The 22,493-nt window shown below is 70.9% G+C and carries 18 protein-coding genes; 11 read left to right on the forward strand and 7 right to left on the reverse strand.

Annotation, left to right across the window (positions count from 1 at the left end):
* Positions 1-171 precede the first annotated feature (171 nt).
* Positions 172-891, reverse strand: a complete 720-nt coding sequence (lexA, locus tag AB0F81_RS06885) for a transcriptional repressor LexA (RefSeq protein ID WP_360192414.1) — start codon at positions 889-891, stop codon at positions 172-174.
* 318 nt (positions 892-1,209) lie between these two features.
* Between lexA and AB0F81_RS06890 the strand changes: the two genes are divergently transcribed.
* The 3 genes from AB0F81_RS06890 to AB0F81_RS06900 all read left to right on the forward strand — a co-directional run bounded on the left by AB0F81_RS06890 (position 1,210) and on the right by AB0F81_RS06900 (position 5,127).
* A complete protein-coding gene (locus AB0F81_RS06890; RefSeq protein ID WP_360192183.1) occupies positions 1,210-1,356 on the forward strand; it encodes a hypothetical protein in 147 nt (48 codons plus the stop codon).
* Between the two features lie 317 nt (positions 1,357-1,673).
* Entirely contained in the window at positions 1,674-2,192 is a 519-nt protein-coding gene (nrdR, locus tag AB0F81_RS06895) for a transcriptional regulator NrdR (protein ID WP_360192186.1), read from the forward strand.
* A 46-nt stretch (positions 2,193-2,238) separates the two neighbouring features.
* Complete coding sequence (locus tag AB0F81_RS06900; RefSeq protein WP_360192188.1) at positions 2,239-5,127, forward strand: vitamin B12-dependent ribonucleotide reductase; 2,889 nt, start codon at positions 2,239-2,241, stop codon at positions 5,125-5,127.
* 54 nt (positions 5,128-5,181) lie between these two features.
* Here AB0F81_RS06900 and AB0F81_RS06905 read toward each other — a convergent pair whose 3' ends face one another.
* The gene (locus AB0F81_RS06905; RefSeq protein ID WP_360192190.1) at positions 5,182-5,721 is read right to left on the reverse strand and encodes a hypothetical protein; all 540 of its coding nucleotides are present in this window, start codon (positions 5,719-5,721) and stop codon (positions 5,182-5,184) included.
* A 108-nt stretch (positions 5,722-5,829) separates the two neighbouring features.
* Here AB0F81_RS06905 and AB0F81_RS06910 point away from each other — a divergent pair, with 108 nt between their 5' ends.
* Entirely contained in the window at positions 5,830-7,017 is a 1,188-nt protein-coding gene (locus AB0F81_RS06910; RefSeq protein WP_360192192.1) for an MFS transporter, read from the forward strand.
* Between the two features lie 1,500 nt (positions 7,018-8,517).
* On the opposite strand, the gene AB0F81_RS06915 is transcribed toward AB0F81_RS06910, so the two are convergent.
* Both AB0F81_RS06915 and AB0F81_RS06920 read right to left on the reverse strand, forming a co-directional pair.
* Positions 8,518-9,420 carry an alpha/beta hydrolase gene (locus AB0F81_RS06915; RefSeq protein ID WP_360192195.1) on the reverse strand — a complete coding sequence of 301 codons (903 nt, stop codon included), beginning with the start codon at positions 9,418-9,420 and terminating at the stop codon, positions 8,518-8,520.
* Entirely contained in the window at positions 9,417-9,887 is a 471-nt protein-coding gene (locus tag AB0F81_RS06920) for a hypothetical protein (RefSeq protein WP_360192198.1), read from the reverse strand. Before AB0F81_RS06920 ends, AB0F81_RS06915 begins: the two co-directional genes overlap by 4 nt.
* A 124-nt stretch (positions 9,888-10,011) precedes the next feature.
* On the opposite strand from AB0F81_RS06920, the gene AB0F81_RS06925 reads away from it, so the two are divergent.
* Positions 10,012-10,566: a hypothetical protein gene (locus AB0F81_RS06925; protein ID WP_360192200.1), complete on the forward strand. Its 555-nt coding sequence runs from the start codon at positions 10,012-10,014 to the stop codon at positions 10,564-10,566.
* Here the strand turns inward: AB0F81_RS06925 and AB0F81_RS06930 are convergent.
* Entirely contained in the window at positions 10,563-11,249 is a 687-nt protein-coding gene (locus tag AB0F81_RS06930; RefSeq protein ID WP_360192417.1) for a metal-dependent transcriptional regulator, read from the reverse strand. The two genes, AB0F81_RS06925 and AB0F81_RS06930, sit on opposite strands and share 4 nt — an antisense overlap.
* Positions 11,250-11,376: 127 nt before the next feature.
* Here AB0F81_RS06930 and AB0F81_RS06935 point away from each other — a divergent pair, with 127 nt between their 5' ends.
* Together AB0F81_RS06935 and AB0F81_RS06940 are read left to right on the forward strand one after the other, a co-directional pair.
* A complete protein-coding gene (locus AB0F81_RS06935; protein ID WP_360192203.1) occupies positions 11,377-12,558 on the forward strand; it encodes an acetoin utilization protein AcuC in 1,182 nt (393 codons plus the stop codon).
* Between the two features lie 4 nt (positions 12,559-12,562).
* On the forward strand, positions 12,563-15,109 hold the full coding sequence (locus tag AB0F81_RS06940; protein WP_360192206.1) for a GNAT family N-acetyltransferase: 2,547 nt from the start codon (positions 12,563-12,565) through the stop codon (positions 15,107-15,109).
* A gap of 19 nt (positions 15,110-15,128) precedes the next feature.
* Here AB0F81_RS06940 and sigB read toward each other — a convergent pair whose 3' ends face one another.
* On the reverse strand, positions 15,129-16,121 hold the full coding sequence (gene sigB, locus AB0F81_RS06945; RefSeq protein ID WP_360192208.1) for an RNA polymerase sigma factor SigB: 993 nt from the start codon (positions 16,119-16,121) through the stop codon (positions 15,129-15,131).
* A gap of 235 nt (positions 16,122-16,356) precedes the next feature.
* Between sigB and AB0F81_RS06950 the strand changes: the two genes are divergently transcribed.
* Entirely contained in the window at positions 16,357-17,145 is a 789-nt protein-coding gene (locus AB0F81_RS06950) for a sporulation protein (protein WP_360192211.1), read from the forward strand.
* Here AB0F81_RS06950 and dtd read toward each other — a convergent pair.
* Positions 17,142-17,564: a D-aminoacyl-tRNA deacylase gene (dtd, locus tag AB0F81_RS06955; RefSeq protein WP_360192214.1), complete on the reverse strand. Its 423-nt coding sequence runs from the start codon at positions 17,562-17,564 to the stop codon at positions 17,142-17,144. The two genes, AB0F81_RS06950 and dtd, sit on opposite strands and share 4 nt — an antisense overlap.
* A gap of 443 nt (positions 17,565-18,007) precedes the next feature.
* Between dtd and AB0F81_RS06960 the strand changes: the two genes are divergently transcribed.
* Genes AB0F81_RS06960 through cheB form a run of 3 tightly spaced genes read left to right on the forward strand, consistent with a single transcriptional unit; the run spans position 18,008 to position 22,479 of the window.
* Positions 18,008-19,816, forward strand: coding sequence for a methyl-accepting chemotaxis protein (locus AB0F81_RS06960; RefSeq protein WP_360192216.1), 1,809 nt, complete (start codon positions 18,008-18,010; stop codon positions 19,814-19,816).
* A gap of 23 nt (positions 19,817-19,839) precedes the next feature.
* Positions 19,840-21,399 (forward strand): chemotaxis protein CheW, encoded by a 1,560-nt coding sequence (locus tag AB0F81_RS06965; protein WP_360192218.1) that lies wholly within the window; start codon positions 19,840-19,842, stop codon positions 21,397-21,399.
* Positions 21,400-21,411: 12 nt separating this feature from the next.
* Positions 21,412-22,479 (forward strand): chemotaxis-specific protein-glutamate methyltransferase CheB, encoded by a 1,068-nt coding sequence (gene cheB, locus AB0F81_RS06970; RefSeq protein ID WP_360192221.1) that lies wholly within the window; start codon positions 21,412-21,414, stop codon positions 22,477-22,479.
* Positions 22,480-22,493: the final 14 nt, after the last annotated feature.

Consider the following 22,493-nt stretch of genomic DNA (forward strand, 5'->3'; position numbering starts at 1 on the left):
GGTGGCGCCGGCGGTGGCGGCGTCTACGGCGGCCAGGGTGGTGGCGGCCCGCAGCAGGGCCGCGGTCCGCAGCGCCCGCCGGGCGCCTACGGCGGCGGGCGACCGCGCTAGTTCCTCATCGAGAAAAGGTCGGCCCCTCCCACGGGGCCGACCTTTTTCGTAGCCGGATGCTCAGACGCGGCGGAGGACCGCCACCACCCGTCCCATGATCGTCGCGTCGTCGCCGGGGATCGGGTCGAAGGCCGGGTTGGCCGGCATGAGCCAGACGTGCCCGTCGCGCTGGCGGTAGCTCTTCACGGTCGCCTCGCCGTCGATCATGGCCGCGACGATGTCCCCGGCCTCGGCGTTCGGCTGCTGGCGCACCACCACCCAGTCGCCGTTGCAGATCGCCGCGTCGATCATCGAGTCGCCCTTGACCTCGAGCATGAAGACCTCGCCCTCGCCGACCAGCTCGCGGGGCAGCGGGAAGAAGTCCTCCACGGCCTGCTCGGCCAGGATCGGCCCGCCGGCGGCGATCCGGCCGACCAGCGGCACGTAGGCCGGCTGCGGCCGGGCCGCCCGCATCGCCTCGTCGTCGACCAGGTCACCGGGCGCCCGGACGTCCACGGCACGCGGCCGGTTCGGGTCGCGGCGCAGGTAGCCCTTGGTCTCCAGGGCCTTCAACTGGTACGCCACGCTGGAGGGCGAGACCAGTCCGACCGCCTCGCCGATCTCCCGGACGCTGGGCGGGTATCCGTACCGCTCCACCCAGTCGCGGATGAACTCGAGGATCCGGCGCTGCCGGGCGGTGAGGTCGGTGGCGACCGCCTCCGGCAGGTGGCCGACCGGTGTCACCGAGCGCAGCTGTGGCGCGTCCGCACCGCGGGAGCGGCTGGGGGTGCGGCGCCGCATGGCCGCCGAGGCGCCGACCGCCTCGGGTTTCCCGGTCTGTTGCTGTCGGCTAGTCCGGTCGTCGGTCGACACGTCCGCCCTCCCTGTCGGCCAGTGCCTTGCCGGCACGTGCTGCGTCGCGGAGCCGGACCGACGCCGTGGGGATGGCGTTTGTCCGGCTGACCCCTCTTGACGGAAAACCTAATAGGCGAGTGCGACATATTCAAACATCTGTACGACATTCTTCCGGCGTGTCGCTCTCAAGTGCTCGACTTCCGTACCTGTGTTCTGATAGACCGTCGTACGGGCGTTCTATCGAACGGGTGTCCGAGAAGGGGGATGACCGTCATGGTGACCAGTGGTGCGCGACACGCCGAACCGCCGCTGCGGCTCACCCGCCGGGGCCGGGTCGTGTTGCTCAGTCTGTTCTTCATGATGTCGGCGCTCGCGAGTGTCGTGTTGTTCACGACCGCCTCTCAGGGCTGACGATTGTCCTGAAGTGGTCGCCGATCGGCGCGTCGAGCCTCGTTTGCGGGCGCTCCGCGTGATCGTGACATCACCCCTGGTGGTGAGGCGCAAAATACGGCGCGTCGGCACGCCGCTGAACTTGCGTCGGCGTCCGCCGGGGCATAGCGTCTACCCCAACATCTAGTGGTTACACGGATGTAAGTCATCCACAGGTTGGGTTTCCCTCTCCCCGGTTATCCACATGTCGTCCACAGCGGCGCGATGGTCGTGACCATGGCGAAGCTGCGCTTCTGCATGTCCGGATTCCGTGGAGCGGGTGTCCGGAAGGGGTCGCGGTGCGTTGCCCGTACTGTCGTCACGCCGATTCGCGCGTGGTCGACTCCCGCGAGGCCGACGACGGTCAGCTGATTCGTCGCCGGCGGGCATGCCCCGAGTGCGGCAAGCGGTTCACCACGGTCGAGGAGGCGGTTCTCGCCGTGGTCAAGCGCAGTGGCGTCACCGAGCCCTTCAGCCGGACCAAGATCATGAGTGGCGTCCGGAAGGCCTGTCAGGGCCGTCCCGTCGACGAGGACTCGATCGCGCTGCTCGCGCAGCGGGTGGAGGAGACCGTCCGGGCCCGGGGCGCCGCCGAGATCCCCAGTCACGAGGTGGGCCTGGCGATTCTCACGCCGTTGCGTGAGCTGGACCAGGTGGCATATCTCCGGTTCGCCAGTGTCTACAAGTCGTTCGACTCTCTCGACGAATTCGAGAAGGAGATCGCGGCACTGCGCGACGCGGCGGTCGTGCGGGAACCCGGGACGCGACACGCCGTCGCGCCGCGGTCCAGCGGTCGCGCACCAAAGCTCAACGGCTGAGTACTGCCGTAATCAAGCTGGGTACTACGAGGGGGAGCACGTTCATATGGCCGGAGACGGCATCACTGCAGGTCGCCAGCGCAGCCGGACCAGCGGCGGCAACGGCGCGGCGGCCGGGGGGCTGCGTGTGGAACGGGTGTGGACGACCGAGGGTGTCCACCCGTACGACGAGGTGGAGTGGGAACGCCGCGACGTCGTCATGACCAACTGGCGTGACGGCTCGATCAACTTCGAGCAGCGCGGCGTGGAGTACCCGGCGTTCTGGAGCGTGAACGCGGCGAACATCGTCACGACCAAGTACTTCCGGGGTGCGGTGGGGACCCCGGAGCGTGAGTGGTCGCTCAAGCAGCTCATCGACCGCGTGGTCAAGACGTACCGCAAGGCGGGCGAGGAGCACGGCTACTTCGCCTCCCCGGCCGACGCCGAGCTGTTCGACCACGAGCTGACCTGGATGCTGCTGCACCAGGTGTTCAGCTTCAACTCGCCGGTCTGGTTCAACGTCGGCACCAAGTCGCCGCAGCAGGTCAGCGCCTGCTTCATCCTCTCGGTCGACGACTCGATGGACTCGATCCTCGACTGGTACAAGGAAGAGGGCCTGATCTTCAAGGGCGGCTCCGGCTCGGGTGTCAACCTGTCCCGGATCCGGTCCTCGAAGGAGCTGCTCACCTCCGGTGGCACGGCCAGCGGCCCGGTCAGCTTCATGCGCGGCGCCGACGCCAGCGCGGGCACCATCAAGTCCGGCGGCGCCACCCGGCGTGCCGCGAAGATGGTCATCCTCGACGTCGACCACCCGGACATCGAGGAGTTCGTCTGGACCAAGGCGCGCGAGGAGAACAAGATCCGCGCGCTGCGGGACGCCGGATTCGACATGGACCTGGGCGGCGCCGACATCGTCTCGGTGCAGTACCAGAACGCCAACAACTCGGTGCGGGTCAGTGACGAGTTCATGCAGGCGTACGAGGCGGGCACCGAGTTCGGTCTCCGTGGCCGGCTCAACGGCGAGGTCATCGCGACCATCGACGCCAAGAAGCTGTTCCGTGACATCGCCACTGCCGCGTGGGAGTGCGCCGACCCCGGCCTGCAGTACGACGACACCATCAACGACTGGCACACCAACCCCGAGACCGGCCGGATCACCGCGTCCAACCCGTGCTCGGAGTACATGTCGCTGGACGACTCGTCCTGCAACCTGGCCTCGCTGAACCTGATGAAGTTCCTCAAGGCCGACGGCGGCTTCGAGGTGGAGAAGTTCGTCAAGAGCGTCGAGTTCATCATCACCGCGATGGACATCTCGATCTGCTTCGCCGACTTCCCGACCGAGAAGATCGGGGTCACCACCCGCGCCTACCGCCAGCTCGGCATCGGGTACGCGAACATCGGCGCCCTGCTGATGGCGTCGGGCCTGCCGTACGACTCGGAGGCCGGCCGCGGCGTGGCCGCCGCCATCACCTCGCTGATGACCGGTACGGCGTACCGGCGCTCGGCCGAGCTGGCCGGCGTCGTCGGCGCGTACGAGGGCTACGCCCGCAACGCCGAGGCGCACCAGCGGGTCATGCGCAAGCACGCCGCCGCGAACGACGAGATCCGTCCCCAGGGCGCCGTCGCCACCGAGATCGTCAAAGAGGCGACCCGGCAGTGGCAGAGCGGCAACAAGATCGGTGCGAAGAACGGCTGGCGCAACGCGCAGGCGTCGGTGCTCGCCCCGACCGGCACCATCGGCCTGATGATGGACTGCGACACCACCGGCATCGAGCCTGACCTGGCTCTGGTCAAGTTCAAGAAGCTGGTCGGCGGCGGCTCCATGCAGATCGTCAACCAGACGGTTCCGCGCGCGCTGCGCAGCCTCGGCTACCCCGAGGAGCAGGTCGAGGCGATCGTCGAGCACATCTCCGAGTACGGCAACGTGATCGACGCCCCCGGCCTGAAGCCCGAGCACTACGCGGTCTTCGACTGCGCCATGGGCGAGCGGGCCATCGCGCCGATCGGCCACGTCCGGATGATGGCCGCGGTGCAGCCGTTCATCTCGGGTGCCATCTCGAAGACGGTCAACATGCCCGAGACGGCGACCGTCGAGGAGATCGAGGAGATCCACTACCAGGGCTGGAAGCTCGGCCTGAAAGCGCTCGCGATCTACCGCGACAACTGCAAGGTCGGTCAGCCGCTCTCGGCCGCCAAGAAGGAGAAGCCCTCCACCGAGGTCGCCGAGAAGGCACCGGAGCCGGTCGTCGAGAAGGTCATCGAGTACCGGCCGATCCGCAAGCGCCTGCCGAAGAAGCGCCCGTCGGAGACGGTGTCCTTCTCGGTCGGTGGCGCCGAGGGTTACCTCACCGCGTCGTCCTACCCGGACGACGGCCTCGGCGAGGTCTTCCTGAAGATGTCGAAGCAGGGCTCCACCCTGGCCGGCGTCATGGACGCCTTCTCGGTGGCGATCTCGATAGGCCTTCAGTACGGCGTCCCGCTGGAGACGTTCGTCAGCAAGTTCACCAACATGCGTTTCGAGCCGGCCGGCATGACCGACGACCCGGACGTGCGCATGGCGTCCTCGGTGATGGACTACATCTTCCGTCGCCTGGCGCTGGACTTCCTGCCCTACGACACGCGCTCCGAGCTGGGCATCTTCACCGCGAAGGAGCGTACCGCCCAGGCGCAGGCCGAAGCGGCCGCCGAGGCCGCGGCGGTGGATCTGGCCGGCATGGCCGCGTCCGCACCGGTCTCCGCTCCGGTCGGGGCGGCGAGCGCGCCGGCTGAGGAGAAGGCGCCGATCGTCCAGGAGCGGGAGGCCCCGTCCCCGGCGGGTTCCTCCACCGAGCTGCTGGAGATCGTCACCGGCCAGTCCGCCGACGCGCCGCTCTGCTTCACCTGCGGCACCAAGATGCGCCGCGCCGGCAGCTGCTACGTCTGCGAGGGCTGCGGCTCGACCTCCGGCTGCAGCTGATCCGAACGAAAGGCGACCGCCCGGCCCCTTCCAGGGTCCGGGCGGTCGCCCGTTTCAGCGCGACTCGCGCAGCCAGACCCCGAACTCCACCGCTGTCCGTACGCCGTGCTCCAGCACCGCCGTGTAGATGTCGATGCCGCCGACCTCGTCCGGGTACTCCGGGCGCTGGTGCCACACGGTCTTGATGGCCAGGATCGCCTGCCGTTCCTCGTCGGTCAGACGTCCGGCGAGTTCCCGGTGCCACTCGCTGACGTTGGCGTGGTCGTCGTAGAGCCAGATCGACAGGTCGACGCGCCACTCGTCGAGGGTGAGCGTCACGTGGTACCGCTCGTCCCGTTTCTCCCCGGTGGGGGACCGGGAGCCGCGCTCGTCCGCGTAGGCGAAGCCGGTCACGCCGGGGATCGTCAGTGCGCGGCCGAGCAGCGCCACCACGTCGTCCGGCGTGAAGTCGGGGCCACCGAGCAGCATCACGTCGAGGTCGCGCCAGACCATGAGCCCCGAGACATAGCTGCCCGTCGGGGTCAGTGAACCCAGGGGCTCCAGCAGCGCGAGCACCGAGCGCGCCTCCGCCTGTAGATCCTCGGGCCGGCCCATCTCGCTCTCCTCTCCGGTCGCGGACACGCGATGCCGCCGGTCCCCATTGTCGGATGTGGCCGGTCGGCGCCCGGTGACCGGTACTGCTTTAACGTGTAAGTTGAGGCGGTGGCCTCCCTCGACGTCGACCGATCACGCCTGAACTCCGCCAAGATCGCCGTCGGCGTCGCTTTCGCGATGAACGGCTTCGCGTACGCCGGCTGGCTCTCCCGCGCACCCGCCGCCCGGGAGGCTCTGGAGGTCTCCGCCGCCGGTTTCGGCCTGCTGCTGCTCTGTATGTCCGCGTCGGCGGTCGCCGCGATCCCGCTGGCCGGCCCGATCGTGCAGCGCCTGGGCCCGTCCCGCACGGTCCTGTTCAGCTGTCTCTCGCTGGTGTTCGGCATGGTCGTGCTGGCCACCGGAGTCCTCGCCGGCGAGCCTCTGCTGGCCGGCGCCGGTCTGCTCTTCGCCGGCGTGGCGACCAGCACGTGGGACGTCGCCATGAACGTCGAGGGCGCCGACGTGGAGCGCCGCCTGGGCCGCACCCTGATGCCCCGCTTTCATGCCGGCTTCAGCCTCGGCACCGTCTCCGGCGCCGCCTGCGGCGCCGCGGCAGCCGCCACCGGCCTGCCCCTCTCGGCCCAGCTCTACCTTTCCGCCGCCCTCACCGCAGTCGTCATGATCTTCGTCGTACGTGGCTTCCTGCCGCACGTGGCTCTGGAGCCGGGTGAGCGCCCCGCCATGACCATCGGCCAGGCCTGGCGCGAACCCCGCACCCTCCTGATCGGCCTGATCATGCTCGGTTTCGGCTTCACCGAGGGCACCGCGAACGACTGGCTGGCCATCAGCCTGGTGGACGGTTACGGCACGAGCGAAACCATCGGCGCGATCGGTTTCGGCGTCTTCGTCACCGCGATGACCCTGGCCCGGCTGGTCGGCGGCCACGCCATCGAACGCTGGGGCCGCGTCCTGGTCCTGCGCCTGACCGCCGCCACCGCCGCCGCCGGCCTCCTGCTGGTCGTCTTTGGCGACACCGTCCCGGTGGCCCTGCTCGGCGCCCTCCTCTGGGGCGTGGGCGCCTCCCTCGGTTTCCCCATCGGCATGAGCTCCGCCGCCGACGACCCGGCCCGAGCCGCCATCCGCGTCTCCGTAGCCGGCTCCGTCGGCTACGGCGCCTTCCTCGCGGGCCCCCCACTGATCGGTTTCGCCGCCGAACACTACGGCGTCCTCAACTCCATCCTCTGCGTCCTGGCCGCCCTCACCATCGGCCTCGCCGCCTCCCACGCCGCAAAGCCCCTACCGTCCCCCTCCCGCTAACCCATCCCAGTACACCGCCCCACCGCCGCCACCGCTTGCACCGCCACCAACACCACCGCCGTCGCCCCCACCGCCAACACCGCCGCCGCCCTCACCGCCAACACCGCCGCCGCCCCCGCCGCTACCGCCACCGCCGCCACTGCCGCCGCCACAGCCACCACCGCCGCCGATGCGCGCACCGTGTCGACTTCCCTGGCTTCCCCCTGTCAGCCGCGCAATGTGCGCCAGAAAGTGTCCGCTCGCGTTCGCAAACCGACTAGCGCCGACCTCGGTCAGCGGGCCCCTCAGTGCTGCTCAAGCGCGCACCGAGAGCCCCCGCAGCCAGCCAGTCACTCCAGCCGCACCCAAGAGTCGCCCTCGGCCGCCCCTATTCGGCGCTGATCGTCAGCCGGCCCACGCGGCCGCGCTTGAGGGTTGCTTCGGCCGCCCCGATCCGGCACTGATCGTCTGCCGGTTCGCCCGGCTGTGCCTGAGGGTCGTTTCGGCCGTGCCTATTCGGCGCTGATCGTCAGCCGGCCCACGCGGCCGCGCTTGAGGGTTGCTGCGGTCGGCGCGACTTCGACGCTGACCCTCTGCCGGTTCGCCCGGCTGCGCCTGACGGTCGTTTCGGCCGGGCCGATCCGACGCTGATCGTCAGCTGGCCCGCGCGGCTGCGCCTGGGGGTTGCTTCGGCCGGGCCGATTCGACGCTGAGCGTCAGCCGCCCCGCCCGGCTGCGCCTGAGAGTTGCCTCGGCCGGGCCGAGACGACACTGACCGCCAGCCGCCAGCCGCCAGCCGCCAGCCGCCAGCCGCCAGCCGCCAGCCGCCAGCCGCCAGCCGCCAGCCGCCAGCCGCCAGCCGCCAGCCGCCTGCCCGGCTGTGCCTGGGGCTTGCTTCGGCCGGCCCGAATCGACGCTGACGGTCAGCTGGTCCACGCGGCTGTGCCTGGGAGTTGTTTCGGCCGGCCTGAGACGGCATCGATCGTCAGCCGGTTCGTGCGGCTGTGCCTGAGGGTTGTCTCGGCCGGCCCGAACCGGCACTTACCGTCAGCTGGCCCGCCGGGCTGCACTTAGGAGTTGCTTCGGCCGGGCCGATCCGACGCTGATCGTTAGCCGCGCCGCCCGGCTGCGCCTGAGAGTTGTCTCGGCTGGGCCGAGACGACGCTGACCGCCGGCCGCCCGCCCCGGCTGTGCCTGAGAGTTGTCTCGGCTGGGCCGAGACGACGCTGACCGCCGGCCGCCCGCCCCGGCTGTGCCTGAGAGTTGCCTCGGCTGGGCCGAGACGACGCTGACCGCCGGCCGCCCGCCCCGGCTGCGCCTGAGAGTTGCCTCGGCCCGGCCGAGACGACGCTGACCGCCGGCCGCCCGCCCGGCTGCGCCTGAGAGTTGTTTCGGCTGGGCCGAGACGACGCTGACGGTCAGCCAGGCGGGTTCCACATTCGCCGACAAGCAAATGCCCCGCCGCAGCCATAGCGGTCGACCCGACCGTGACCAGCCCGGCGAGGACCGCTCGGCGTGCGATTACCGATGCTCGGCCAGGAAGTCGCCGATCACTGAGGCCAGCAGGGTCGGCTGCTCGATCACCATCGCATGCGAGGCATCCTCCAACGCCAGGTAACGCAAGTGCGGCACCGACCGGGCCTGCTGCACCAGGAAGCGACGATGCGCCTCATAAAGCTCAGCGAACGGCTCCTGCTCCGGCAGATTCCGGGTGGGTAGGACCACCAGCTCGGGACAGCTGGTCGCGGCATAGACCGGCGCCAGGTCGAGGCTGTTCATCAGGGCTCGCAGCTGGGCTGTCGTCCCGGCTGACGGGCGGATCGAGGTCTCGCCCCTCTCGTGGACCAGGTTGCGCCGGAAGCCCTCGATCCACACCTTCTCGTTGGCGCCCATGTCGCGGGCCGCCATCTGCTGGCGCTCCACCAGGTCGGGCAGCTTGGTGGCCTCGATGACCTGGCCCGCCGCGGCCTCCATGGCGTCGAAGACGGCGTGCAGCCGGGCCAACTCGGTCTCGGCTTTCTCCGGGTCGAGGCCGGGCAGGTGCTCGGGGCGGGTGGGCGGCGGGTTGCCGTCGAGGCTGATCACGCCGGGCGACTCGGGGTGGCGCTGACCCCACAGGGCGGCCAGCATGCCGCCGAGGGAGTGCCCGACCACCGCGGGCCGGTCCAGCTCGAGCTGCACGCAGACCGAGGCCAGGTCGCCGAGTGCGGCGTCCCACGTCCAGTCGCCCTCGCCGGAACGGCCGTGGCCGCGCAGGTCGACGGTGATGACCCGGTGGCGTGGTCGCAGGGCGCGCGCCAGCGTCGTCATGTGGGCCAGGTTGCCGCCGGCGCCGTGCAGGAGGATCAGCGGCGGCTCGTTGCCGCCGAAGTCGCGGACGGCGAGCGGCAGGTCGCCGGCGTCGACGAGACGGTCGTTGATCATGTGGGCTCCTCAGCCGTCGCTTGACGCAAGAGTCGGTCGCGGATGGCGGCGACCGGCACGCCACCGTCCTCGTGGCGGGGCAGCCGGCCCCGGCGCACCAGGTCGTGCACGCCCTGCCGGCTGATGCCGAGCATCGCTCCGGCCGTCGCCAGCGAGACCGACTCGGTGAAGGGATGGCCGACGCGGCGGACCACGGCCTGCCCGAGCGGCGCGCGCCACCAGTCGACCGGCGGGGCGAACGCGTGATCGTCGGGATAGAGGGTGCCGATCAGCCGGGCGATCGTGTGGACGGCGGCCGGCTCGCTCCCGTTCTCAATCGTGTCGGCCCAGTCGGCGGCCCGTTGCCGCAGCTGCTCGCGGACCGCCCCGACGGCACGGTCGTCGTCGAGCAGGATCTCGAGCGGGTCGAGCAGGCGCTGGTCGAGCAGCCGGACCAGCTGCTCCCTCAACTCACCACTCCCACCCACGCTCACATCCTTCCGCCACTTGACGCGCCCCGTCAAGTCCCATACGCACGGTAGTCGAAGCAGACATCTTTCGCTCGCGCCCTCCGGCCAGTACGGTGTGCCCGGTCACCCAGGAGGATCACGAGTGCGTACGCGTTTCGCCATGCTGGCCGCCGCGGCCGCGCTGCTGGCCGTGCCGGGCTGCAGCAAGCCGGCCGAGTCGAGCCCGCCGGTGCCTCCGGTGAAGGTCGTCGAGCCCCCGGCCGCCTCGGCGGGCGGCGCCTGCATCCTCTGGGACTGGGACTTCATCGAGGAGAAGGTCGGCATCCGGTTCTCGGTGGCCGCCTCCGACCAGATCGACGACACGTCCACCTGCGTTGTGCAGAACGTCAACGAGCCGTGGCCCGACCTGTCGCTCTCCGTGGTCGAGACGACGAAGGCGGACCCCGCGCTGTTCGTCGCCGAGCGCATGCCGGCGAAGGCGACCAAGCTCAAGGGTCTGGGCAGGGCCGCCTACCGGCTGAACTCCAAGGCGACGGGCGAGCACGGGCCGACCGTCGAGATCGGCTGGCTCAGTGAGGCGAAGCAGCTGCAGACGCTGCGCTTCACCTTCGCCAAAGGTGCCCGGGCCGACGCCGTCAAAGCCATGAACGCGAAGCTTTTCGAGCTGGCCAAGGCCATGGACACCACGAACGGCTAGCGAGCCGCGACGAACACCCGGGACGCCACCTCACGCGGCAGGCGGATCTTGTCGCCGGACCGGTCTATGGTCACCCCGTCCCGCTCCTGCGCCACGGTCACCGTGGTGCCCGGGTCGATCCCGGCGGCGTGCAGCTGCCGCAGCACGTCGGCGTTGGTCTGCACGCTCTCGCAGATCCGCCGGACCACCACGTCGCCGCTCAGGCCGGGGAAGACCAGGTTGCGCTCCCCGTTGTCGGCGGTCTCGGTGCTGTCGTCGGTCGCGCCGAGCTGCTCCAGCCCGGGGATCGGGTTCCCGTACGGCGAGCGGGTCGGCTTGTTGAGCAGCTCGTACACCCGCTTCTCCACCGCGTCGCTCATCACGTGCTCCCAGCGGCAGGCCTCCTCGTGGGCCTCCTCGTAGGGCATGCCGATGACGTTGACCAGCAGCAGCTCGGCCAGCCGGTGCTTGCGCATGACGCCGACCGCGGTGTTGCGGCCTAGCTCGGTCAGGACCAGGTGACGGTCACCCTCGACGGTGAGGAGCCCGTCACGCTCCATCCGGGCGACGGTCTGACTGACCGTGGGACCGCTCTGGTGCAGGCGCTCGGCGATCCGGGCGCGGAGGGCCGGAACGCCCTCCTCCTCGAGCTCGAGGATGGTCTTCAGATACATCTCAGTGGTATCGACGAGATCATTCACGATGCGGTCCTCCCAGCAGCGATAATACCGCGCGGCGGGGGGTTGACATCCGCCCCGAGCAAGTGCCAAGGAACCTTACCCGACCATGGACTTCGGCCGGGGGAGGGCGACGCATGGCAGCATGTCGAGCATGGCCGATGACGCGACGGCAGTGGTGTGGGACAGCGCTCTTCTCGACTACGACATGGGTGATCATCCGCTGGATCCGGTGCGGGTGGAGCTGACCATGGCGCTGGCGCGTGAGCTCGGCGTGCTCGATCGTCCGGGCGTTCAGATGATCACGCCACGGCCGGCGAGTGAAACGGATCTCACCCGGGTGCACCGTCCCGACTACCTGGACGCGGTCCGTCTGGCGCCGATCGATCCGTTCTTCACCGGCTGGGGTCTGAACACTCCGGACAATCCGGTCTTCGACGGCATGCACGACTCGGCGGCGCGGATCTGCGGCGCCACGCTCGCCGCGGCGCAGGCGGTCTGGCAGGGGTCGGCCCGCCGCGCCGTGAACGTGTCCGGTGGGCTGCATCACGCCATGCCGGCGCGGGCCGCCGGGTTCTGTGTCTACAACGATCCGGCGGTGGCGATCGCCTGGCTGCTGGAGCAGGGCGCCCAGCGGGTGGCCTATCTCGACATCGACGTGCACCACGGCGACGGCGTGCAGTGCGCGTTCTACGACGACCCGCGGGTGCTCACGGTGAGCCTGCACGAGACGCCGCTGGCGCTCTTCCCGGGGACCGGGTTCGCCGACGAGGTGGGCGGCCCGAACGCGGAGGGCACCGCGGTGAACGTGCCGCTGCCGCCGAACACCGACGACGCCGGCTGGCTGCGCGCCTTCCACGCGGTCGTCCCGTCGGTGGTCCGGGCCTTCGCCCCCGAGATCATCATCAGCCAGTGCGGCGCCGACGCCCACCACCTCGATCCGCTGGCCGATCTGCGGCTCTCGGTCGACGGGCAGCGCGCGGCGTACATCGCGATCCGTGAGCTGGCCGACGAGGTCTGCGACGGGCGCTGGGTGGCCACCGGCGGCGGCGGTTACGCCCTGGTCGAGGTGGTGCCCCGGGCCTGGACGCATCTGCTCGCCGTGGCGACCGGGGAACCGCTGGCGCCCGAGACCCGCACCCCGCCGGGCTGGCGTGCGCTCGCCGCCGAGCGGCGCCCGGACGCGAAGGTTCCGGAGACGATGACCGACGGCACCCCACCGCAGACGCAGCAGTGGTCGCCGGGCACCACGGATCCGATCGACCGGGCGATCCTCGCCACCCGTACGGCGGTGTTCCCGCTGCACGGCCTCGACCCGCACGACCCCCGGGACTGAGGCGATGGAGCGCAGCGCTGACGTCCTGCTGGCCGACGGTTCCGCCGCGCACCTGCGGCAGATCCGTCCCGAGGACGCGCCGGCCATCGTGGACTTCCACTCGCGGATGAGCGACCGCACCCGCTACCTGCGCTACTTCTCGCCCTACCCGCGGATCCCGGAACGCGACCTGCACCGGTTCGTCAACGTGGACCATCGCGACCGGGAGGCGTTCGTCACCGTCTCCGACGGCAGGATCACCTCGGTCGGCCGCTACGAACGTCTCGGCCCCGACTCCCCGGAGGCCGAGGTCGCCTTCGTGGTCGAGGACGCGCTGCAGGGCCGGGGCATCGGTTCGGTGCTGCTGGAGCATCTCGCCGACGCGGCCCGGGAGAACGGCATCACCCGTTTCGTCGCCGAGGTGCTGCCGGAGAACAGCGGCATGCTGCGCGTCTTCGGCGACACCGGTTATCAGGTGCAGCGCCGCTACGCCGACGGCGTCGTGCACCTGAGTTTCCCGATCGCGCCGACCGAGAAGTCCCGCGAGGTCCAGGAGTCCCGCGAGCATCTGACCGAGGCCCGCTCGATCGCCCGCCTGCTCGCACCGCGCGGCATCGCCATCTACGGCGCGAGCGCGACCGGCCACGGCATCGGCGCGGCGATGCTGGGCAATCTGCGCGACGGCGGCTTCACCGGCTCGATCGTGCCGGTGCACCCCACGGCCGACCGGGTCGCCGGGCTCCCCGCGTACCCGACGGCCTCTGCAGCCGGCGTCCCGATCGACCTCGCGCTGATCGCTGTGCCGGCGGAGGCCGTCCCGGAGGCCGAGGCGGACGCCGCCCGGGCCGGGGCCGGCGGCGTCGTGGTGGTCTCGACCGGATTCGCCGAGAGCGGCCGCGAGGGCGCCGCGCAGCAGCGCGGCCTGATCGAGCGGGCCCGCGCGGTCGGTCTGCGGGTGGTCGGCCCGGGCAGTTTCGGGATCGCGAACACCGACGCCGGGGTCCGCCTGAACGCCACCCTCTCGCCGCGCCTGCCCACCGCCGGCCGGGTGGGCTTCTTCAGCCAGAGCGGCGCGCTCGGCGTGGCGCTGCTGGCCGAGGCGGACCGCCGGGGTCTGGGCCTGTCCAGTTTCGTGTCGGCCGGCAACCGGGCCGACGTCTCCGGCAACGACCTGCTGCAGTACTGGCAGGACGACCCCGGCACCGACGTCGTCCTGCTCTATCTGGAGACCTTCGGCAACCCGCGCAAGTTCGCCCGGCTGGCCCGCCGGATGAGCCGGATCAAGCCGGTGGTGGCGGTCGCCTCGGCGACCCGGCCGCCGGGACTGGCCGGTGATCTGCCCGGCCCGGACGCGAACGCGGTCACCGCGCTCTTCGCCCGCTCCGGCGTCATCCGGGTGGACACCGTGCAGGAGCTCTTCGACGTCGGCATGCTGCTGGCCCATCAGCCGCTGCCGGCCGGGCGCCGGGTGGCCGTGGTGGGCAACTCGTCCGCGCTGGCCGAGCTGGCCGTGGGCGCCTGCCGCGCCGCCGGGCTGGTGGTGGCCGAGGGTTACCCCCGCGACGCGGGTCCGGCGGCCACCGCGCACGATCTCGCCGACGCGCTGGCCGACGCGGCGGTGGACGACGGAGTGGACGCGCTGATCGCGGTCTGCGCCCCGCCGGTGCCCGGGCAGCTCTCCGAGGAGGACGCCGATTTCGCCTCGGCGCTGGCGAGTGTCGCGCTGGCCGGGGAGAAGCCGACGGTGGCCACGCTGGTGTTCGGCCGGGTGCCGGCCCGGGTCCCGGTCTATCCGTCGGTGGAGGAGTCGGTGCGGGCGCTGGCCCGGGTGGTCAATTACGCCGACTGGCTGCGCCGCCCGCCCGGCGTCATGCCGGAGCTGTCCGGCATCGACGCGGCCGCCGCGGACACGGCGGAGACCGCCGAGCAGCTGCTGGCCGCCTACGGCATCCCGGTGGTGCCCTCGACCCTGGCGGCGTCCGCCGACGCCGCGGTCGCTGCGGCGGCTGAGCTGGGCTATCCCGTCGCGCTCAAGGCAGCCGGCGGCGCCTTGCGCCACCGGATCGATCTCGGCGCGGTGCGCCTCGCGCTTGCCGACGAGCATGGCGTACGAGACGCGTACGGCGAACTGTCCGCCGCCTTCGGCCCGGAGGTGCTGGTGCAGACCATGGTGCCGCCCGGTGTGGCGTGCACCGTCGAGGTCGTGGAGGATCCGGCGTTCGGCCCGGTCGTCGGGTTCGGGCTGGGCGGCGTGGCCAGCGAACTGCTCGGCGACCTGGCCTGGCGGGCCGCGCCGCTGACCGACCGGGCCGCCGAGGCGCTGGTCGACGAGCCGCGGGCGGCGCCGCTGCTGCACGGTTACCGCGGGTCCACGCCGGTGGACCGGGCCGCGCTGATCGATCTGCTGCTGCGGGTGGGCCGGCTGGCCGACGAGCACCCGCGGGTCCGCTCGCTCACCCTGAACCCGGTGCTGGCGCGCCCGGACGGGTTCACGGTGCTGCACGCGGCGGTCGAGTTCGGCGACGCCGGTGTCCGTCCGGACACCGGCCCACGGAGGTTGCGCAGCGTGTGACGCCGCGCAACCGCAAGGATCAGACCGCGTACGCCTCGAGGCGGGAGGCCCGCTCGGGGTCGCGCAGCTTGAGCATCGTGACCTTCTCGATCTGGCGGATGCGCTCGCGGCTGAGGCCGAACTCGCGGCCCACCTCGTCCAGCGTGCGCTGCCGGCCGTCGTCGAGGCCGAAGCGGAGGCGGATCACCGCGGACTCCCGCTCGGAGAGGGTGGCCAGCACGATCTCGACCTCGCTGCGCAGCTCGCCCTGGCCGGTGCCCTCGCCGGGCTGGTTCGGGTCGACCGCGGCGACGAAGTCACCGAGGGCGCTCTCGCCGTCCTCGCCGACCGCCTGGTCCAGGCTGACCGGCTCCCGGTCGTAGGAGATCAGCTCGATGACCTGGAACTCGGGCACGTCCATCGCCTTGGCGATCTCGGCGATGCTGGGCTCCCGGCCGAGCGTGGCGGCCAGGTCGCGGCGGCTGCGCACCATGCGGTTGACCTGCTCGACCATGTGCACCGGGATGCGGATGGTGCGGGCCTGGTCGGCCATGGCGCGGGTGATGGCCTGCCGGATCCACCAGGTGGCGTACGTCGAGAACTTGTAGCCCTTGGTGTAGTCGAACTTCTCGACCGCGCGGATCAGGCCGAGGTTGCCCTCCTGGATCAGGTCCAGGAACGCCATGCCGCGGCCGGTGTAGCGCTTCGCGATGCTCACCACGAGGCGCAGGTTGGCCTCGAGCAGGTGATTCTTCGCGGCCTTGCCCTCGGCGACGATGATGTGGAGCAGGGGCGCGAGGTCGGCGCCGGCGGTCGGGAGCTTCTCCTCCGCGTACAGCCCGGCCTCGATGCGCTTCGAGAGGGTGACCTCCTCGACCGCCGTGAGCAGGCGGGTCCGGCCGATACCGTTGAGATAGGCACGGACCAGGTCGGCGGAGACGCCCCGCTCGTCAGTGGCGTCCAGGTCGGCGAGCGTCTCGACTTCGTCGGGCATGCTGTCCTCGACGACGACCTTGGACTCCGACGCCTTCATGTTCAGGACCACTTTGAGTCCCCTCCCCGCGATAACGTCTCGTGCGTACCAGCCGCATCCGTGCCGGTGATGGCTAGCTTGGTCCGCGGCGCGTTAAGCGGAGGTGAGGCCAGCGTCCAGGTGGCATGAATCGGGGAGAACCCTGACGTCGCCAAGTCGACAACCCGGACGCTTGATCACTCTCCGCGGTTGTGACACCTCGATAATGTGCTTTCCCGAGGAAGGGATTGGTCTCGTGGTCTTCAAACGCATGATGCAGGCGCTCGGTGTGGGTGGCCCGTCGGTGGACACCGTCCTGGCGAACCCGAACACGTACCCGGGCGGTTTCCTGGAGGGCCAGGTGCACATCGTCGGCGGCGACCACGCCGTCGACATCGAGTACCTGGCGATCGGCCTGACCACCCGGGTCGAGGTGGAGAGCGGGGACAGCGAGTACCAGACGAACCAGGAGTTCCACCGGCAGCGCCTGACCGGCTCGTTCCGGCTGGAGCCGGGTGTTCGGCACGACGTGCCGTTCCGTTTCGACGTGCCGTGGCAGACGCCGATCACCGTGGTGAACGGCCAGCACCTGCACGGCATGACGATGGGCCTGAGCACCGAGCTGGAGGTGGCCCGCGCGGTCGACAAGTCCGACCTGGACGCGGTGTCGGTGCACCCGCTGCCGGCCCAGGAGCGGATCCTGGAGGCCCTGCTGCGGCTCGGCTTCCGGTTCAGCAAGGCCGACGTCGAGAAGGGCCGGGTCTACGGCGTCGAGCAGGAGCTGCCGTTCTATCAGGAGATCGAGTTCTACCCGCCGGCGCAGTTCGCGAGCGGCATCAACCAGCTGGAGCTGACCTTCCTGCCCACGCCGCGCAAGCTGCAGGTGGTGCTGGAGCTGGACAAGCGCGGTGGGCTGTTCACCGAGGGCCATGACGCGTTCGGCAGCTTCGACGTGGACTACGCCACCGTGGACCAGGTCGACTGGACCGCCCGGCTGGACCAGTGGCTGCGGCAGTCGGCTCAGCGCCGGGGGATGTTCTTCTAGAGTTCCAAGAGGACCGTCCGCGGTCCGACATTGACGCTTTCGACCAGCATGTGGGCCCGGAAGCGACCGGTCGCCACGGTCGCTCCCCGGGCCCGCAGTGCCTCCACGAAGGCGGTCACCAACGGTTCCGCGACCTCGGCCGGGGCGGCGGCGTTCCAGGTGGGACGGCGGCCCTTGCGGGCGTCGCCGTACAGGGTGAACTGGCTGACCACCAGCACCGGTGCGTCCTCGTCGGAGGCCGACCGTTCCTCGTCGAGGATGCGCAGCTCCCACGTCTTGCGGGCCAGCTCGGCCGCTTTCGCCGGGGTGTCGTCGTGGGTCACGCCCACCAGGACGAGCAAGCCGTCCTTGATCTCGCCGACGACGTCGTCGTCCACCCGCACGCTGGCCCGGCTGACCGTCTGAATCAATGCCCGCATCGGCTCCCCGCCGTCGACGTGGCGGCGCCGGTCGCGCCACCCGGACCTGGGACGTTAGCCGACGTGCCGGACCGGCGAAGCCGGGGGCCGTGGGGCGCGGGTGGGTGGCCGGCCAATCTCGGGCGGGTGCACCTCCGGCTGCATCGGTATGACTGGATATCGCCTCGTCGTGCTGCGGTCGATGCCAGGATTTGCCTGGTCGAGGGGAGCTCGCCGACCTACGAACTCCGGCACGGCCGGACGGCGCGTTTCCCGCTCACGGTGACCTGATGCGCACCCGCGTGCGCCGGATCCCGGAATCAGATGGGAGATCACCCATGCCCCTGACCAGTACCACTAGCGGGCGTGCCACCGACGGTTCCCGGACGGCTCGCCCGGCCGCCGCAGCAGCGCGCCCGGCGCGAGGGCCGGACTCGGACGCCACACGCAGACAGGCACGATCGGTGGCGAAACAGCAGCAGGCGGCCGAGCGGATCGCCACCGCCACCGCCGAGATCTCGGCGCAGAACGCCGAGGCGGCCGAGGCATCGCGGCAGCTCACTGATTCGATGCAGCAGATCGCCGCTGGTGCTGAGCAGGCCTCGGGCGCCACTCAGCAGAGCCTGGCCGCGATGAACCAGGTGGAGGAACGGGTCAGCCGCCAGCAGGACACCACCCGCCAGGTGGCCGACCTCAGCCAGGCCCTGCAGAACCTGCTGAACGAGACCCGCAACGGGATCAGCAACCTGCTCGCCAACGTCGACAGCGCGTCCACCCGGCAGACCAACTCGGTGGCCACCATCACTGAGCTGGAGAAACAGGCCGACGAGATCGGCGAGATCGTCAAGACGGTCGCGCACATCGCCGACCAGACCAACCTGCTGGCCCTGAATGCCGCGATCGAGGCGGCCCGAGCCCGCCAGCACGGCAAAGGCTTCGCGGTGGTCGCCGACGAGGTGCGGACCCTCGCCGAGACCAGCGAGCGCAGCGCCCGGCAGATCCGGGACCTGATCGACGAGGTGCGCAACAGCGTCACCGACATCGCCGGTGCTGTGCAGACCTCGGCCGAGACGGCCCGGGGCGAGGTGGAGAAGGGCAAGACGATCACCTCGCAGCTGGAGACCATCCGAGCCGACATGGGCACCATCATGGCCGGCGCCATGGAGATGGCGGCTTCGGCGGAGCAGGCGAAGCGGGCCGCAGCCGGTGCCAAGCAGCGGTCCGAGGAGATCGCCGCGGCGGCTGAGCAGCAGTCCGCGGCCTGCGAGGAGTCGTTGCAGACGGTCGGCCAGCAGACCCAGGCGCTGCGGCAGAGCGAGCAGGCCGCGGAGTCGCTGGCCGAGGTCGCCGAGACGCTGCGGAGCAGCACGGACATCGCGAAGAGCGCGGAGGAGGTGGCTTCGGCGGCCGAGGAGCTCTCGGCCGCGGTGGAGGAGATCAACCGGGCGGCGACCCAGATCAACGTCGCGATCAACGAGATCAACACGGGCGCGCGTACGGCGGCGGAGAAGGGCCAGCAGACCGCGGAGGCGGTCAATCAGATCGAGCAGGGCGCGCAGCTGTCGGCGAGCCGGGGAAGCTCCGCGGTGGAGCGGGCCGACGTGATCCTGGAACTGCTCGGGACCAACAAGGAAGCCGTCGACTCGATGATCCAGGCGATCGCCACGGCCGCGCGTGAGGGCATCGAGAACGTCCGCAAGGTCACCGAGCTGGAGCAGATCTCCCGGCGGATCGACAAGATCGTGGACGCCATCGCGAACGTCTCGATCCAGACCAACATGCTCGCGGTCAACGGCTCGGTCGAGTCGGCCCGGGCCGGTGAGTTCGGCAAGGGCTTCGCCGTCGTCTCCACCGACATCCGCAACCTGGCACGCGACTCGGCGGACAACGCCGACCGGATCAAGGACCTGGTGAAGTCGGTGCAGGACCGGATCGTCGAGGTCCGGGCCGACTTGGAGGAGACCAGCCGGCTCTCGCTTGCCGAGGTGGATGCGGCCAAGGCCACCACCGCGCGGCTCGAGGAGATCGAGCGCGACATGCAGCAGGTCCGCGGCGGCAACGACGAGGTACGCGAGTCGGCGGAGCAGATCGCGAGCGTGCTCGGCGAGGTGAAGGTCGGACTGGAGCAGATTGCGTCCTCCGCCAACCAGGCCGAGCAACTGGCCGGTCAGTGCTCGACCGCGGCCCGGGAACAGGCCCAGGGCGCCGAGGAGCTCGCCGCCGCGGTGGAGGAGATCGCCGCGCTCGCCGACGAGCTGCAGAACGCCGCCTGACCGCCGGGAAGGGGAGGACAGCCATGGACCTCGACGAGAGCCCGGCCGCGGACGAGCCGGACGACGACAACGCGGACTACGTCACCTTCGACATGGCGGGGGAGCGGTACGCCTTCCCGATGCGCCGGGTGCAGGAGATCATCCGCATGCCGGCCGTGGTCAAGGTGCCGCTCGGGCCGCCGTCGCTGGAGGGCCTGGCCAACCTGCGCGGCCGGGTGCTGCCGGTGGTGAGCCTGCGCCGGTGCTGCGCGATGGACCAGACCGGCCACGACGAGACCACCCGGGTGATCGTCGTCGACGGCGGTGTGCCGCTGGGTTTCGTCGTCGACCGGGTGTCCAGCGTGATCAGCATCGACCCGCAGGCCCTGGAGCCGGCCGAGTCGGTGCAGGCCACGGTCCGCTCCGACGTGCTGGTCGGAGTGATCAAGTCCGACGGCGGCGACATGACCACGGTGCTGGACGTGGACCAGCTGATCGGCACGCAGTTCTCCCGGCTCACCGAGCGGCGGGGCAACCGCGACACCACGACGGCGACCCGGATGGCGGCCGAGGCCGACGGCGAGGGCGAGCTGGACGACACGCTGGAGCTGGTCAGTTTCGCGGTGGAGGGTCAGGAGTACGCCCTCCCCATCGACCAGGTGCAGGAGATCGTGCAGGCGCCCGAGTCGGTCAGCCACGTGCCCAACGCCGGCAGCCGGGTCCTCGGCGTGATCGACCTGCGCGGCCGGCTGCTGCCGGTGGTGAGCATGCGCCGGGTCTTCGGGCTGCCGGTGACACCGCTCGAGCCACAGAACCGGATCGTCGTCGTCTCGATCGACGGCGGTGTGGTCGGCGTGGTCATGGACACCGTGCGCGAGGTGCTCCGGGTGCCGCATCAACTGGTCGCCCCGCTGCCCAGCGTGGTCACCGGCGACGGCCGCAAGACCGAGGTCGAGTCGGTGTGCCGGCTGGAGGACGGCAAGCGGCTGGTGTCGGTGCTGAGCGTGAACCGGATGTTCGACTCGCCGGAGGTACGCAACGAGATCGCCGAGTACCGGGAGGACGAGCCGGAGATGATCGACGAACGAACGGATCCCGCCGACGACGGGCGCGGCGGTGAGGAGCTCTTCGTCGTGTTCCGCCTCGACGACGAGGAGTACGCCGTCGACGTGGACGCGGTGCAGGAGATCATCCGGGTGCCGGAGGCGCTGATCCGGGTGCCGAAGTCCTTCGACTTCGTGGAGGGCCTGGTCAACCTGCGCGGCACCGTGCTGCCGGTGGTGGACCTGCGGACCCGGCTGGGCCTCGGGCGTACCGAGCGGGACGAGCGGCAGCGCATCGTCGTGCTGATCATCGGCGGGGTACGGACCGGCTTCATCGTCGACTCGGTGGCGGAGGTGGCGCGGGTCGGCCGCAACGTGCTGGAGCCGGCGCCGGAGCTCTCCGCCGAGCAGGCCCGGGTCGTCTCAAGGGTGGCGAACCTGCCGGACCAGCAACGGATGCTCCTGCTCGTACAAGTGGACCAGCTGCTCGCGGCCGAGCAGGCCGATCAGGCCGCGGAGCTCTGCGAGGCCCTCGTCGACGAGGCCCTCGCCGCCGTCTGATCGGAGTTCCCGGTGCCCCCCACCTCCGTGCTGGTAGTCGACGACTCGGCGCTGATGCGCCGCGCGCTCAAGGGCATCCTCGCCGACGCGGGTGACTTCGAGGTGCACACCGCCCGTAACGGCGTGGACGCGCTCGAGCAGCTGGACCGGGTCCGGCCCGACGTGGTGACGCTCGACGTCAACATGCCGGAGATGGACGGGCTGACCTGCCTGGCGCAGATCATGGAGCGGCAGCCCACGCCGGTGGTCATGGTCTCCTCGCTGACCGAGCACAACGCACTGGTCACGCTGGAGGCCATGCAACTGGGCGCGGTGGATTACGTGCCGAAGCCCGGCGGAACCGTCTCGCTCAACATCGAGGAGGTCTCCACCGAGCTGGTGGCCAAGGTCCGCCAGGCAGCGTCCGCGCGGCTGAAGCGGGCCGGTGGGCTGAGCGCCCGGCTGCGGGCGCAGACCGAGCGGGCGACGGCCACCGCCCCGCCGCGCCGGGAACTCGGCCGGGTCGGCGCGGTGGACCTGGTCCTGATCGGCTCGTCGACCGGGGGCCCCGCGCTCCTGTCCGACCTGCTTCCGCAACTGCCGGCGTCGCTCGGTGCGCCGGTCGTGGTGGCGCAGCACATCCCGGCCTCGTTCACCGCCGCGCTGGCCCGGCGGCTCGACGAGATCTGCGCCCTGCGGGTCCACGAGGTGGACCGGATCATGAACCTGCAGCGGGGCAACATCTACATCGGCCGGGGCAACGCCGACGTGGTGGTGGCCCGGCGTACCGAGGGGCTGATCGTCAAGACGGTGCCGGCCGCGGCGGAGTACCGGTGGCATCCGAGCGTGGACCGGCTGGTCGGGTCCGCGCGCCGCTACATCGACCCGCAGCGGCTGGTCTGCGCGCTGCTGACCGGGATGGGCGACGACGGCGCCACCGAGATGGCCGCGGTCAAGGAGGGCGGTGGCCGGACCATCGCCGAGGCCGAGGAGACCGCGGTGGTCTGGGGCATGCCGGGCGAGTTGGCCCGGCGCGGCGGCGCCACAGCGGTGCTGCCGTCGTACGAGATCGCCGAGCGCCTGGCCGACTGGGTCCGCTGACGCAAGGAGGAGGG

The organism is Actinoplanes sp. NPDC024001, assembly GCF_040638955.1.
In the GTDB taxonomy this organism is placed as follows: domain Bacteria; phylum Actinomycetota; class Actinomycetes; order Mycobacteriales; family Micromonosporaceae; genus Actinoplanes.

What these genes read in the sequence shown, in the direction of transcription:
- lexA (WP_360192414.1), bottom strand. Translation starts at nt 891, where the DNA reads ATGCGGCGCCGCACCCCCAGCCGCTCCCGCGGTGCGGACGCGCCACAG.
- AB0F81_RS06890 (WP_360192183.1), top strand. Translation starts at nt 1,210, where the DNA reads ATGACCGTCATGGTGACCAGTGGTGCGCGACACGCCGAACCGCCGCTG.
- AB0F81_RS06900 (WP_360192188.1), top strand. Translation starts at nt 2,239, where the DNA reads ATGGCCGGAGACGGCATCACTGCAGGTCGCCAGCGCAGCCGGACCAGC.
- AB0F81_RS06905 (WP_360192190.1), bottom strand. Translation starts at nt 5,721, where the DNA reads ATGGGCCGGCCCGAGGATCTACAGGCGGAGGCGCGCTCGGTGCTCGCG.
- AB0F81_RS06915 (WP_360192195.1), bottom strand. Translation starts at nt 9,420, where the DNA reads ATGATCAACGACCGTCTCGTCGACGCCGGCGACCTGCCGCTCGCCGTC.
- AB0F81_RS06935 (WP_360192203.1), top strand. Translation starts at nt 11,377, where the DNA reads ATGGCCGATGACGCGACGGCAGTGGTGTGGGACAGCGCTCTTCTCGAC.
- AB0F81_RS06940 (WP_360192206.1), top strand. Translation starts at nt 12,563, where the DNA reads ATGGAGCGCAGCGCTGACGTCCTGCTGGCCGACGGTTCCGCCGCGCAC.
- sigB (WP_360192208.1), bottom strand. Translation starts at nt 16,121, where the DNA reads ATGAAGGCGTCGGAGTCCAAGGTCGTCGTCGAGGACAGCATGCCCGAC.
- dtd (WP_360192214.1), bottom strand. Translation starts at nt 17,564, where the DNA reads ATGCGGGCATTGATTCAGACGGTCAGCCGGGCCAGCGTGCGGGTGGAC.
- AB0F81_RS06965 (WP_360192218.1), top strand. Translation starts at nt 19,840, where the DNA reads ATGGACCTCGACGAGAGCCCGGCCGCGGACGAGCCGGACGACGACAAC.